This is a genomic window from Pseudomonas sp. JH-2, assembly GCF_036231725.1.
In the GTDB taxonomy this organism is placed as follows: Bacteria; Pseudomonadota; Gammaproteobacteria; order Pseudomonadales; family Pseudomonadaceae; genus Pseudomonas; species Pseudomonas delhiensis.
On record NZ_JAZAQP010000086.1, the window covers coordinates 1 to 12199 of the forward strand.

Annotated in this window: 15 protein-coding genes; 7 read left to right on the plus strand and 8 right to left on the minus strand. The window is 67.2% G+C overall.

From position 1 onward, the window contains the following. On the plus strand, positions 1-84 hold an 84-nt coding region (locus VV867_RS31270), incomplete at its 5' end, for a hypothetical protein (RefSeq protein WP_442965033.1). Positions 85-442: 358 nt separating this feature from the next. Here the strand turns inward: VV867_RS31270 and thrH are convergent. Further along, a complete protein-coding gene (gene thrH / locus VV867_RS30270; RefSeq protein ID WP_109932153.1) occupies positions 443-1060 on the minus strand; it encodes a bifunctional phosphoserine phosphatase/homoserine phosphotransferase ThrH in 618 nt (205 codons plus the stop codon). 187 nt (positions 1061-1247) lie between these two features. Here thrH and VV867_RS30275 point away from each other — a divergent pair, with 187 nt between their 5' ends. From VV867_RS30275 to VV867_RS30285, 3 genes are all read left to right on the plus strand, one after another. Continuing rightward, positions 1248-1982 carry a phosphoadenylyl-sulfate reductase gene (locus VV867_RS30275; RefSeq protein ID WP_109932155.1) on the plus strand — a complete coding sequence of 245 codons (735 nt, stop codon included), beginning with the start codon at positions 1248-1250 and terminating at the stop codon, positions 1980-1982. 77 nt (positions 1983-2059) lie between these two features. Beyond that, complete coding sequence (locus VV867_RS30280; protein ID WP_109932157.1) at positions 2060-2404, plus strand: hypothetical protein; 345 nt, start codon at positions 2060-2062, stop codon at positions 2402-2404. 85 nt (positions 2405-2489) lie between these two features. Next, positions 2490-3122 carry a phosphatase PAP2 family protein gene (locus VV867_RS30285; RefSeq protein ID WP_275626945.1) on the plus strand — a complete coding sequence of 211 codons (633 nt, stop codon included), beginning with the start codon at positions 2490-2492 and terminating at the stop codon, positions 3120-3122. A 314-nt stretch (positions 3123-3436) separates the two neighbouring features. Here the strand turns inward: VV867_RS30285 and cysB are convergent, their stop codons facing one another. The 5 genes from cysB to VV867_RS30310 form a co-directional block, all read right to left on the minus strand. Beyond that, positions 3437-4411: an HTH-type transcriptional regulator CysB gene (cysB, locus tag VV867_RS30290; protein WP_074980682.1), complete on the minus strand. Its 975-nt coding sequence runs from the start codon at positions 4409-4411 to the stop codon at positions 3437-3439. A 195-nt stretch (positions 4412-4606) separates the two neighbouring features. After that, on the minus strand, positions 4607-5095 hold the full coding sequence (locus tag VV867_RS30295) for a universal stress protein (RefSeq protein WP_328568382.1): 489 nt from the start codon (positions 5093-5095) through the stop codon (positions 4607-4609). Positions 5096-5159: 64 nt separating this feature from the next. Then, positions 5160-6071 (minus strand): 5'-nucleotidase, encoded by a 912-nt coding sequence (locus tag VV867_RS30300; RefSeq protein WP_275626946.1) that lies wholly within the window; start codon positions 6069-6071, stop codon positions 5160-5162. 21 nt (positions 6072-6092) lie between these two features. Then, positions 6093-7049 carry a putative 2-dehydropantoate 2-reductase gene (locus VV867_RS30305; protein WP_328568383.1) on the minus strand — a complete coding sequence of 319 codons (957 nt, stop codon included), beginning with the start codon at positions 7047-7049 and terminating at the stop codon, positions 6093-6095. Beyond that, a complete protein-coding gene (locus tag VV867_RS30310) occupies positions 7050-7439 on the minus strand; it encodes a thioredoxin (protein ID WP_109937098.1) in 390 nt (129 codons plus the stop codon). Here VV867_RS30310 and VV867_RS30315 point away from each other — a divergent pair. Together VV867_RS30315 and VV867_RS30320 are read left to right on the plus strand one after the other, a co-directional pair. After that, positions 7438-7857 (plus strand): PilZ domain-containing protein, encoded by a 420-nt coding sequence (locus VV867_RS30315; protein ID WP_275626948.1) that lies wholly within the window; start codon positions 7438-7440, stop codon positions 7855-7857. The two genes, VV867_RS30310 and VV867_RS30315, sit on opposite strands and share 2 nt — an antisense overlap. Before the next feature lie 165 nt (positions 7858-8022). Then, complete coding sequence (locus VV867_RS30320; RefSeq protein WP_109937096.1) at positions 8023-9099, plus strand: 3-deoxy-7-phosphoheptulonate synthase; 1077 nt, start codon at positions 8023-8025, stop codon at positions 9097-9099. 57 nt (positions 9100-9156) lie between these two features. On the opposite strand, the gene VV867_RS30325 is transcribed toward VV867_RS30320, so the two are convergent. Next, positions 9157-9441, minus strand: a complete 285-nt coding sequence (locus tag VV867_RS30325) for a GNAT family N-acetyltransferase (RefSeq protein ID WP_009623398.1) — start codon at positions 9439-9441, stop codon at positions 9157-9159. Between the two features lie 22 nt (positions 9442-9463). Continuing rightward, positions 9464-10738, minus strand: a complete 1275-nt coding sequence (locus tag VV867_RS30330; RefSeq protein ID WP_109937095.1) for a hypothetical protein — start codon at positions 10736-10738, stop codon at positions 9464-9466. A gap of 226 nt (positions 10739-10964) precedes the next feature. Between VV867_RS30330 and VV867_RS30335 the strand changes: the two genes are divergently transcribed. Next, positions 10965-11654: a crotonase/enoyl-CoA hydratase family protein gene (locus tag VV867_RS30335; RefSeq protein WP_328568384.1), complete on the plus strand. Its 690-nt coding sequence runs from the start codon at positions 10965-10967 to the stop codon at positions 11652-11654. Positions 11655-12199: the final 545 nt, after the last annotated feature.

Here is a 12199-nt window from a genome sequence, read left to right on the forward strand (position 1 = left end):
GCCCAGGAATCGGCGCAGATCAGCCAGTCGCTGAACGACCTGGCCAACCACCAGCAGGGGTTGATGGGGCAGTTCCGGGTGTGATCGGCGGGGACGCCATACCTGTAGGAGCGAGCTTGCTCGCGAACAGGATTTCCCGGCGGCTACGGCGTTGGGTGTAAGAGCGCCCTCTCCCCAACCCTCTCCCTGAAGGGAGAGGGGGCCGTTCGGAGTGGGCGGACAATGCGGCGTCAGCCGGCGAGTTCGTAGGGCGCATAACCGTTCGCGGTTATCCGCCGCTGGCCGGAACACCAATACCTCGGCCCCACACCCATCCTACGAAGGGCGCCTCGGCACAGGTCGACAAGCCCGCCCGTGTTTTCCTGAAACCAACAAAAAACGCCGTTTCCCATGACGGGAAACGGCGTTCTTCCTCGAACCGCGGGCCATGGGCCCGCCGGCATTACAGGCAGAGCTGGCGGTTGGACGCCTTGAGGAATTCCTGCTTCAGGTCCTCGTAGGTGTGCACCGCCGGGAACTGCGGGAACTCGCGGATCACGTTCTCCGGCGCATGGAACAGGATGCCGGCGTGGGCTTCGCTGAGCATGGTAGTGTCGTTGTACGAGTCGCCGGCGGCGATCACGCGGTAGTACAGGCTCTTGAGGGCGATCACCGACTGGCGCTTGGGGTCCTTCTGGCGCAGCTGGTAGCCGACCACGCGGTCGGTCTCGTCGGTGACCAGCTTGTGGCACAGCAGGGTCGGGAAGCCCAGCTGGCGCATCAGCGGCTGGGAGAACTCGTAGAAGGTGTCGGAGAGGATCACCACCTGGAAGCGCTCGCGCAGCCAGTTCACGAACTCCACCGCGCCTTCCAGGGGCTTGAGGGTGGCGATCACTTCCTGGATGTCGGCCAGCTTCAGGCCGTGCTCGTCGAGGATGCGCAGGCGCTGCTGCATCAGCACGTCGTAGTCGGGGATATCGCGGGTAGTCGCCTTGAGCGCTTCGATACCGGTTTTTTCAGCGAAGGCGATCCAGATTTCCGGGACCAGTACCCCTTCCAGGTCGAGACAGGCGATTTCCACGAACGATTCCCCGCAGGTTTGGACAGAAGGCGGCACTCTAGCGGCTCGTCCGGGCCGGCGCAACGCGGTGCTTATACTCAAAGAATACAGTCGACCTTCCTGATGGTTATTTAGGGGCATATCCCTGCCTTTGTTAAGATCGGCAGTCTTATAGCGCACCGCGCAAGTACAAGTGGAAAACCGCCTGATGAGTCATCCGTTCGACGTCGCCGAAATCGCCGCGACCTATGCCAGCAAGTCCCCCCAGGACGTCCTCAAGTTCGCCTTCGAGCACTTCGGCGACGACCTGTGGATCTCCTTCAGCGGCGCCGAGGACGTGGTGCTGCTGGACATGGCCTGGAAGATCAACAAGAACGTCAAGGTGTTCAGCCTGGACACCGGCCGCCTGCACCCGGAGACCTACCGCTTCATCGAGCAGGTGCGCGAGCACTACGGCATCGCCATCGAGGTCATGACCCCCGATCCGCGCCTGCTGGAGCCCTTCGTCAAGGAAAAGGGCCTGTTCAGCTTCTACAAGGACGGCCACGGCGAGTGCTGCGGCATCCGCAAGATCGAGCCGCTCAAGCGCAAGCTCGCCACCGTCAGCGCCTGGGCCACCGGCCAGCGCAAGGACCAGAGCCCGGGCACCCGCAGCCAGGTGGCGGTGGTCGAGGTGGACGGCGCCTTCTCCACCCCGGAAAAGCCGCTGTACAAGTTCAACCCGCTGGCCAACATGAGCAGCGAGGAAGTCTGGGCCTACATCCGCATGCTGGAGATCCCCTACAACAGCCTGCACGAGCGCGGCTTCATCAGCATCGGCTGCGAGCCCTGCACCCGCCCGGTGCTGCCCAACCAGCACGAGCGCGAAGGCCGCTGGTGGTGGGAAGAAGCCACCCAGAAGGAATGCGGCCTGCACGCCGGCAACCTGATCACCAAGGGCTGAGGCCGTCGCCGGCGGGTTTTCCGCCGGCGCTCCAGCGCTTAAGGTAGGCCCTGCCCCTACCGCGAGAGGAAAGCCCCATGCGCATCACCATGGTCAAGAAGGTCCTGGCCGACGGCGAGGACTGCGGCAAGTGCAAGGACGTGCAGCAGCGCCTGGAGAACGGCGGCTACCTGCCGCGCATCGACCGCGTGCTGGTGGCCGACGAACGCAACCCGGGCAGCGCCGGCTGGATGGTCGCCGCCCAGTACGGCGTGGACAGCGCGCCCTTCTTCGTGGTGCGCCACGACGACGGCCGCGAGCAGGTGTTCACCGTGTTCATGAGCTTCCTCCACGAGATCCTCGAAGGCCGCGGCCCGGCCCCGCAGGATTCGCCCGAAGTGCTGGCCGAGCTGGCCCGGCGCGACGACCTCGACCGCCTCTGAGCCCACCCTCTTCATCCCCTCTTAAGCCCGCCTTCAGGCAGCGATGCCTATCGTGGCCCAGCGTGCCCTACTCCAAGAATCGAACATGCCCGACCCACTGCTCCCCGCCCCCGGCATCAGCCTGCTGGAGGCGCTCAACCGCCAGTCGTTCCTCGCCATCAACGCCACCGCGCAGACGCCGGCCTGGCTGATCGAGATCGCCCGCTTCGCCGCCACGGTGCCGCTCTACCTGCTGCCGCTGGCGCTGCTGGCCCTGTGGTGCCGGGGCGACCAGCGCCTGCGCAGCCAACTGCTACGGGCCCTGGGGGTGGCCGTGCTGGCGCTGGCCCTCAGCCTGCTGATCGGGCTGCTCTGGCCGCACCCGCGGCCCTTCGCCATCGGCCTGGGGCACGCCTGGCTGGCCCACGCCGCCAACGCCTCCTTCCCCAGCGACCACCTGACCCTCTTCGCCGCCTGCGCCCTCAGCCTGCTGTTCGACGACGTCTGGCTGCCCGGCGCGCTGATCGGCGCCGTCGGGCTGGCGGTGGGCTACGCGCGGGTCTGCCTGGGCATCCACTACCCGCTGGACATGCTCGGCGCGCTGGCCGTGGCGGCGGTGAGCAACAGCCTGGTCTGGTTGCTCTGGCAACGCCACGGCAGCGTACTCACAGCCCGGGCCGAGGCGCTGTACCGCCGCGCACTGGCACCGGCCATCAGCCGGGGCTGGCTGCGTCACTGAATGCATCTGGCGATCGGCATGGCTTCGCTCGTGAGCCTGGCCTCTCGTCATTCGCACGAACGTAGGGCGCATAACGCCTATGGCGTTATCCGCCGCATCGCGGACAGAGTCCGCTCCTACAGGTGGAATGCCATGCCTCATGGCGAACTGCAGGAACAGGCCCTGCCTGCGATTCGCGCGCAGGGCGCGCTCCTACATGGGAATGGCGTGGGTCGAGCGGCGGATGACCGCGAACGGTTATCCGCCCTACGCTCCTGCCTGGGGCCTGCACGAAAACGCCCGGCCGAAGCCGGGCGTCGCGGGGTGGCGTCGCCTCAGTAGACCGGCAGTTCGATGCCTTCGAACAGCTCGTCCAGCTCGGCCTTGTTGTGGCACTGCACGGCCTTGGCCAGCAGCTCGCGGGTCAGGTGCGGGGCGAACTTCTCGATGAAGTCGCACATGAAGCCGCGCAGGAAGGTGCCGCGGCGGAAGCCGATCTTGGTCACGCTGGACTCGAACAGGTGGCTGGCATCGAGCATCACCAGGTCGCTGTCCAGCTTCGGGTCCACCGCCATGTGGGCCACGATGCCCACGCCCAGGCCCAGGCGCACGTAGGTCTTGATCACGTCGGCGTCGGCCGCGGTGAACACCACCTTGGGCACCAGGCCGCGCTGGTTGAAGGCCTCGTCCAGCTTGGAGCGGCCGGTGAAGCCGAACACGTAGGTGACGATGGGCTGCTCGGCGAGCAGTTCCAGGGTCAGCTTCGGCACCTTGGTCAGCGGGTGGCCCTGGGGCACGATCACGCAGCGGTTCCAGCGGTAGCAGGGCATCATGATGAGGTCGCCGAACAGCTCCAGGGCCTCGGTGGCGATGGCGAAGTCGACGGTGCCGTCGGCGGCCATCTCGGCGATCTGCATGGGCGTGCCCTGGTGCATGTGCAGGGACACGTCCGGGTACTGCTTGATGAAGCCGCTGATCACGCCCGGCAGCGCGTAACGCGCCTGGGTGTGGGTGGTGGCGATGGACAGGGTGCCCTTCTTCTCGTTGGAGAATTCCTGGGCGATCTGCTTGATGCTCTCGACCTTGCGCAGGATCTCGCCGGCGGTGTTGATGATGCGCTCGCCGGCCGGGGTGACGCGGGTCAGGTGCTTGCCGCTGCGGGCGAAGACTTCCACGCCCAGCTCGTCCTCCAGCAGGCGGATCTGCTTGCTGATGCCCGGCTGCGAGGTGTACAGGCTCTGCGCAGTGGCGGAAACGTTCAGGTCATGGTGCGCGACTTCCCAGATATAGCGCAGTTGCTGGAGCTTCATGGAGATTCCTCGAAATGGATGTCGCGGCCCGCGACCCGGGCTCTGCTTTTATAACCATATTAATGGTTTGAGGAATAAAGTTAGACGTTTTTTTCGAGCTTGCCTACTACGCCCCCCATGGCGCGCCCCCGGCCACCCCCGGGCGCCGGGAAAAACGCGAGGCAGAGCGCCCCGTCCGTTCGTCGCGCAACCGCCTCAGCTGCGGTGCTGCAGCATGGGTACCAGGTACACCGGCACCTCCGCCAACTGCACCACCCGTGCGGCAGTACGCCCCAGGGGCGTGTTCATGCCCTCGCCATGGCTGTGGCTGCCGGCGACTATCAGGTCCACCTGCAGGCGCTGCGCCTCGTCCAGGATCACCTGCGGCGGGTCGCCCTGCAGCACGCGCACCGAACGGATCATGCCCGCCTCCCCGTGCAGCTCGCCGAGCTCGTCGCGAAAGCCCTCCATCACCCGCCGCTCGATATTGCCCATGACGGTGCTCAAGCCGCTGTTGCGCAGCTCGGCGAGGGTGTCGGCATCCAGGTAGGTCTGCAGCACGGAATCGGCGAACAGCCCCATCGGCTCCACGGCGTGCACCACGTGAATCTCGGCGTCGTAGGCGCGGGCGAGGGACATGGCGTGCTGGAGGACGTACGGGGCGTAGAGACCAAGGTCGGTAGCGTAGAGAATCGATCGGATCATGCGGCCTCCTACTGCCTCGGCGGCGGGCCTCTGAGCAGAGTAGCAGCAAGCGGCCGAGGCCGCGCTAGCTGGCCGTCTGCGGCTCGTTGCTCACGCCGTGGGGCACGTGGCCGGTGGCGACCACCTCCCTGGCCCGCTCGCAGTGCCCGGGCTGGTCGTCGAAGAATACGTCGGCGCTGAAGGCCTCGAGGAACGCCGACTTGTCCAGGCCGCCGAGGAACAGCGACTCGTCGAGGCGGATGTCCCATTCGCGCAGGGTGCGGATCACCCGCTCGTGGGCCGGCGCCGAGCGCGCGGTGACCAGGGCCGTGCGGATCGGGCAGGACTCCTGGGGGAAGGCCTGCTGCACGCGGTTCAGCGCCGCCAGGAAGGGCTTGAACGGGCCGCCGCCCAGTGGCTCGCGGGCGGACTCCTGCTCGCGGGTCTGGAAGGCCTCCAGGCCGCCCTGCTGGAACACCCGCTCGGCCTCGTCGGAGAACAGCACGGCGTCGCCGTCGAAGGCGAAGCGCAGTTCGCCGCCGGTCTCGCGACGGGCCCCGGCGGAGAGGATGGTGGCCGCGGCGAAGCCGTTCTCCAGGGCGCTGCGTACGTCTTCGACGTGGGTGGAGAGGAACAGGTGGCAACCGAACGCCGCCAGGTACGGGTAAGGGCTGCGCCCGCCGACGAAGGCCGCGCGGGAGATGCCCAGGCCGTGCTGCTGGATGGAGTTGAACACCCGCAGCCCGGTGTCGGCGCTGTTGCGCGACACCAGCACCACCTCCACCAGTTGCCGGCCGAGCATCTCGTTGAGGCCCAGCAGCTTCTGCACCAGGGCGAAGGCGTCGCCGGGCTGCAGCACCTCGTCCTCGTGGACGATCTGGTACTGCCGGTAGGCCTCAACGCCTTCGGATTCGTAGATGCGGTGGCTCTCGTCGAGGTCGAACAGCGCCCGCGAGGAGATCGCCACCACCAGCTTGTCGCCCAGCCCCTTGCCCATTGCCCGTTCCCCCGTGATGGATCAGCGCGCCTGGTTGCGCGCGTCGATGAAGCGTAGCGCCCGTTGCAGCGCCTCGATGCGCGGCATCGCCGCCCCGGCGGCGGCCGCCGCGGCCAGGGGCGCGTCGTAGATGGCCTGCAGCTCCAGCGGCCGGCGCTGGGCGAAGTCGTGGTACATGCTCGGCAGGTAGTCGGGCATGCGCTCGGTCGCGCTCAGCATCGCCGCCGGGTAGCCGGCCGGCAGCTCGTGGCCGCAGGCGGCGGCGCCGGCCACCACCTCGTCCATGATGGCGGCGATCAGCGCGCGGCTGTCGGCATTGGCCATCAGCGCCCGGGTGCCGCTGTCGAGCAGCACCGACAGGCCGTTGTAGGGGATGTTCCACACCAGTTTCTGCCAGCGCGCGTGCTCCAGCGCCGGCATCGCCAGGGAATCCAGCCCGGCCGCGCGGAACAGCGCCGCGCCCTCCTCGGCCAGAGCCTGGCCGGCGGCGGCATCGGCGGCCGGCCCGCTGTGGTAGCCCAGGTGCACCGCGCCCAGGGCCTGGTGCTCGATCACCCCGGGGGCGGCGCGGTGCACGCAGATATAGCAGAGCCCGCCCAGCAGGTGCAGCGAGTCCGGCAGCAGCGTGCGCAGGCCCTCCTCCACCGCCAGGCCGTTCTGCAGCAGCAGGACCTTGGCCCCCGGCGCCGCGGCGCGGGCGATCAGCGGCGCCAGCTCGGCGTTGCTGGTGGTCTTGGCGCCCACCAGCAGCCAGTCGCACGGCGGCAGCTCGGCGACGTCGTGGTAGGCCTGCACCGGCGCCAGGCTCAGCGCGCCATGCACCTGGCTGTTCAGGCGCAGGCCGTGCCCGGCCACCGCGGCGTATTCGCTGCGCAGCAGGAAGTGCACGTCGAAGCCGGCGCGGGCCAGCATCAGGCCGTAGAAACCGCCGATGGCGCCGGTGCCGATCACGCCGATGCGAACGGGGGAAACAGTCATTCAGGGCAACTCCTCGGGAATGCGCCGGGCCGCGGCACGCAGGGCCTGGGCCAGGGGGCCGGCGCGCAGGGGCGCGTCGAGGCGGCCATGGAAGGCCCCGTTGCGCACCAGGAACAGCGCCGGCAGGTGGAAGACTTCGTAGCGCTCGACCAAGCCGCCGTTGCGCCCGGCATCGACCCAGCACAGGCGCTGCACCGGCAGCCCCATGCCCGGCAGCTGCGCGCGGGCCCAGCGGCAGGAGGCGCAGCCCTCGGCGCTGAAGACCAGCAGCGAGTCTCCGGGCAACTCGAGCAACCGGTGATCGGCGTCCAGGTCGGTGAGTTCGAACGACGGCACTATACTTGGCTCGATGCCAACACCAAAAAGATTGCAGTCGGAGCCTTCCGTCATGCGACAGTTCCTGCGTCACCCATGTGATCTACCGGTGGAGCTGGTGGTCCGCAGGCAGCTCTTCCTGCCGCGCCAGCGCCTGTACAATATCAGCCTCGGCGGGGTCGCCTGCAACGCCCCGCGCGGTTTCCGCCGCGGCACCGCGGTCGAGCTGCGCATCCCGCTGCTGGGCGACGCCGCGCGCTACCCCGGGGTGGTGGCCTGGAGCCGCAAGCTCGTCGACGACTACCTGGTGGGCGTGGCCTTCCTCGACGAGGACACCCTGTTCCGCGCGCGCATGGTCGAGCAGGTCTGCCAGATCGAGCACTACCGGCGCCAGCGCGAGCGCGAAAGCGGGCAGGCGCAGCCGCTGGAGGACACGGCGCTGGAGTGGATCGCCTGCAATGCCGCCGACTTCCCCCTGTTCTGCGCCATCTGAAACGGCGCAAAACCCCGTCGTCCGGGCATTTTCCCGGTGCCTGCCCATTGTCGAGCCGGCGTCCGACGCGTTAAGGTTCGACTTCCCCTTAGCGAGATTCATGCCTGCGCCCCATCGCATGGGGGTTCCTGGCGGCCGGCACCCGTGACCTGACTGAGTACCACGATGGCTGATTTACAGATCGACGACCTTAACGTTGCCTCCAACGAGACCCTGATCACGCCGGAGCAGCTCAAGCGCGAAATCCCCCTGACCGAAGCCGCCCGGCAGACCGTCGCCCATGGCCGCCAGGTCGTCCGCGACATCCTCGACGGCAAGGACCACCGCCTGTTCGTGGTGATCGGCCCCTGCTCCATCCACGACGTCAAGGCCGCCCACGAATACGCCGAGCGCCTCAAGGTACTGGCCGCCGAGGTCGCCGACAGCCTGTTCCTGGTGATGCGCGTGTACTTCGAGAAGCCGCGCACCACCGTGGGCTGGAAAGGCCTGATCAACGACCCCTACCTGGACGACTCCTTCAAGATCCAGGACGGCCTGCACATCGGCCGCCAGCTGCTGCGCGACCTGGCCGAGATGGGCCTGCCCACCGCCACCGAGGCGCTCGACCCGATCTCCCCGCAGTACCTGCAGGACCTGATCAGCTGGTCGGCCATCGGCGCGCGCACCACCGAATCCCAGACCCACCGCGAGATGGCCTCCGGCCTGTCCTCCGCGGTCGGCTTCAAGAACGGCACCGACGGCAGCCTGACCGTGGCGATCAACGCCCTGCAGTCGGTCTCCAGCCCGCACCGTTTCCTGGGCATCAACCAGGAAGGCGGCGTGTCCATCGTCACCACCAAGGGCAACCGCTACGGCCACGTGGTGCTGCGCGGCGGCAACGGCAAGCCGAACTACGACTCGGTGAGCGTGGCCCTGTGCGAGCAGGAGCTGACCAAGGCCAAGGTGCCGCTGAACGTGATGGTCGACTGTAGCCACGCCAACTCCAACAAGGACCCGGCCCTGCAGCCGCTGGTGATGGACAACGTCGCCAACCAGATCGCCGAGGGCAACAACTCCATCGTCGGCCTGATGGTGGAAAGCCACCTGGGCTGGGGCAGCCAGCCGATCCCGAAGGACCTCTGCCAGCTGCAGTACGGCGTCTCCATCACCGACGCCTGCATCGACTGGGAGACCACCGAGAAGGCCGTGCGCAGCATGCATGCCAAGCTCAAGGACGTGCTGCCCAAGCGCCAGCGAGGCTGAGTCGGATGCAACGAAAAACGCCGGGCAATGCCCGGCGTTTTCATTGGTGCTGGCGGCTCAGGCCATGCGATCGGCGTGGCGCGGGTGGCGCTCCAGGTAGCGCTCGACGTAGGAGCAGGAGGGAATCACGCTGTAGCCCTTGCGCTCGGCGTACTGCAGCGCGTGCTCGGTGAGCGCCGCGGCGATGCCCCGGCCGCGCAGGCTGTCCGGCACGAAGGTGCGGTAGATGTCCAGCGTCTGCTTGCCCAGATCCATGTAGGCCAGGTAGGCACGATGACCGTCCACCGTCGTGACGAACTGGTGGCTGGACTCATCATGATGGATGGACAACGACTCACTCACTTGCACTCTCCTCTTGCGGGTCTCACAACTCGACCCGCACCTGATTGATCTTGTTCAGGCGGAGGTTCATCTCGGCCGAGCCCGTCCCCATGAGGACCGTGATATAGACTCGTCCGTTCTCCACCTTGTGCAGTACACCCTGGTAATAGGCACCATCGAAGGTGATGAACTGCAGGCGCTTGCCGGTGTACTGGGCAAGGCTGTCGATACTGACGAAGCCATATTGCTGCGTTCTCTTCTCCGACTCAACCGTTTCTTCGGCTGAAATCTTGTGGGCGGCCGAATCGACGGTGATCTTCTGCTTCAGCGGGTCGACCCAGGCGAAGCCGACCGGGCTCACCGCCTGCTGGTTCACCAGCAGCACCGGGCGCAGCATGCCGACCACGTCCTTGGCCTCGAAGAACTGCAGCCCGCCCCAGGTCATGCCCTCGGTGGGGTTGAGCTCCAGGCGCAGCGACTGCGGGTCGGCCAGGTAGCGGGCGTAGGCGTCGAGCAGCGGCGGGTCCAGCGCCACGCGCTGGCTGCGCATGGCCTTGTCGAACTGCGCCAGGGCCTGCTTGAGGTACTCCTCGCGCTTGATGCCCAGGCGCGCGGCGCAGAACTCCTGGACCTTGCGCTGGTACTGGTTGTCGTCCAGCTCGACGGTCACCTGGGACACCCGCGGCGGGTTCACGCGCATGTCGCCGGGGCGTTCGGAGACGTTGCTCAGGGACATGCCGACGCGGGTATCGAGCATGCCGCGGGCGTCCGAGCGCAGGTTGAAGGTCAGCTTCTGCGCGCCGGGTTCGAACAGGTACGAGAACTCGATGTCCGACTCCAGGGTGCGGTAGCCCATCTGCAGCAGCTCGTCGGAGCCGATGTTGCGGATGTTGCCGCAGGCCACCTCGCTCATGGCGGTGAACACGCTGCTCTCCGCCGGCTGCTCGTACAGCGCCTGCATGAACGGGCCGTGCACCTGCAGCTCGACGCCGGTGAGCTCCATGGCCATCTGCTTGGGCAGCTTGCCCTCGGCCAGGCGCTCCTTGAAGCTGAGCAGCTCGCGCAGGCCGTTGAACCTGAGCTGGGCATGGGCCACCTTCAGGCTGTCGCGGGCGGCCGGCACGCGGATCTCCACGTTCTTCAGGCCGACGCGACCGTCGAAGGAAGAGGAAATCCCGCCGTAGGTGATCTCCACCATCGGCGACAGGCGCGCCACGGCGTCGTCGACGATGCTGCGCACGGACAGCCACAGCGACACCTTGATGATCAGCGCCACGGCCACGATGCCGAGCAGGCCCCACTTGAGCAGTTTCGACATTCGGAAGGACTTCCTTGTATGCGGATTGATACGGACGGCGGTGCTGGCAGCTTAACAGCACGGCCCGCGCGCCTCCATGCGCCGCCCGCCAAATTCGCCGGCTCGCCCGCCGGAGAGTGAAATCCGTCGCAAAACCGCGGTGACCGGCCGGTCGGACACAGCGCTTTACGGTCGCCGTGGCCGCCAGTATGTTCTGCGCCACGCCCTTTTTCCCGGATGTCCTGCCATGAGTGAACTGATCAGCTATCAACTCGACGACGGCGTCGCCACCCTGACCCTCGCCAACGGCAAGGTGAATGCCATCTCCCCCGCCGTGATCGAGGCCTTCAACCAGGCGCTGGACCGTGCCGAGCAGGACCGCGCGGTGGTCATCCTCACCGGCCAGCCGGGCATCCTCTCCGGCGGCTACGACCTCAAGGTGATGACCTCCGGCCCGGAGAACGCCGTGGCCCTGGTGGCCGCCGGCTCGACCCTGGCCCGGCGCATGCTGGCCCACCCCTTCCCGATCATCGTCGCCTGCCCCGGCCACGCCGTGGCCAAGGGCGCCTTCCTGCTGCTCTCGGCGGACTACCGCATCGGCGTCGACGGCCCCTTCCAGATCGGCCTGAACGAAGTGGCCATCGGCATGACCATGCACCACGTGGGCATCGAGCTGGCCCGCGACCGCCTGCGCAAGTCGGCCTTCAACCGCTCGGTGATCAACGCCGAGATGTTCGCCCCGCAGGAAGCCATGGCCGCCGGCTTCCTCGACAAGGTGGTGAGCCCCGAGGAACTGCTGGACACCGCCCGCGCCGCCGCCCAGCAGCTGAAGAAGCTGAACATGACCGCGCACCGCAACACCAAGCTGAAGGTGCGCCGGCAACTGCTGGAAACCCTGGACCAGGCCATCGAGCAGGACAAGCAGCACCTGGGCTGAGGCAAGCGCCCCAGTAGGCGCAACTGCCTTGCCGACAGCGCCGAGGTACTTCTCGCAGGATGGGTTGAGCCTTGGCGAAACCCATGCGGCCATGGCGATGGGTACCGCTTCGCTCAACCCCTCCTACGCCGCCCCCTTGCAACCCGTAGGGCACATAACGCCCACGGCGTTATCCGCCGCCGCCGTCGGGCACCGGCGTTCCGGCCGGCGGCGGATAACCGCGAACGGTTATTCGCCCTACGGTCGAGCATGGTCGTAGGACCTTGTCCGCGATGGCCGGACATCCCGGCGCGGTTCGCGGATGAGATCCGCTCCTACGCCGCCCCACCCGTGCCATTCCCTTGTAATTGGATGGACTCACCCTCACCGAGGCGTCGAAGCGCCACGGTGGCATTCTAAGAACCCGCCGACAGTGAGGGTGAGGCCATGAAAAAGCATACGACGACGAAGAAGCCCATGTCTGCAGTCGATGTGTCGGCTTGCACGACAGTCGCCGTGGATTTGGCGAAGAAGGTATTCCAGGTGGCCGGGGAAGATGCCCAGGG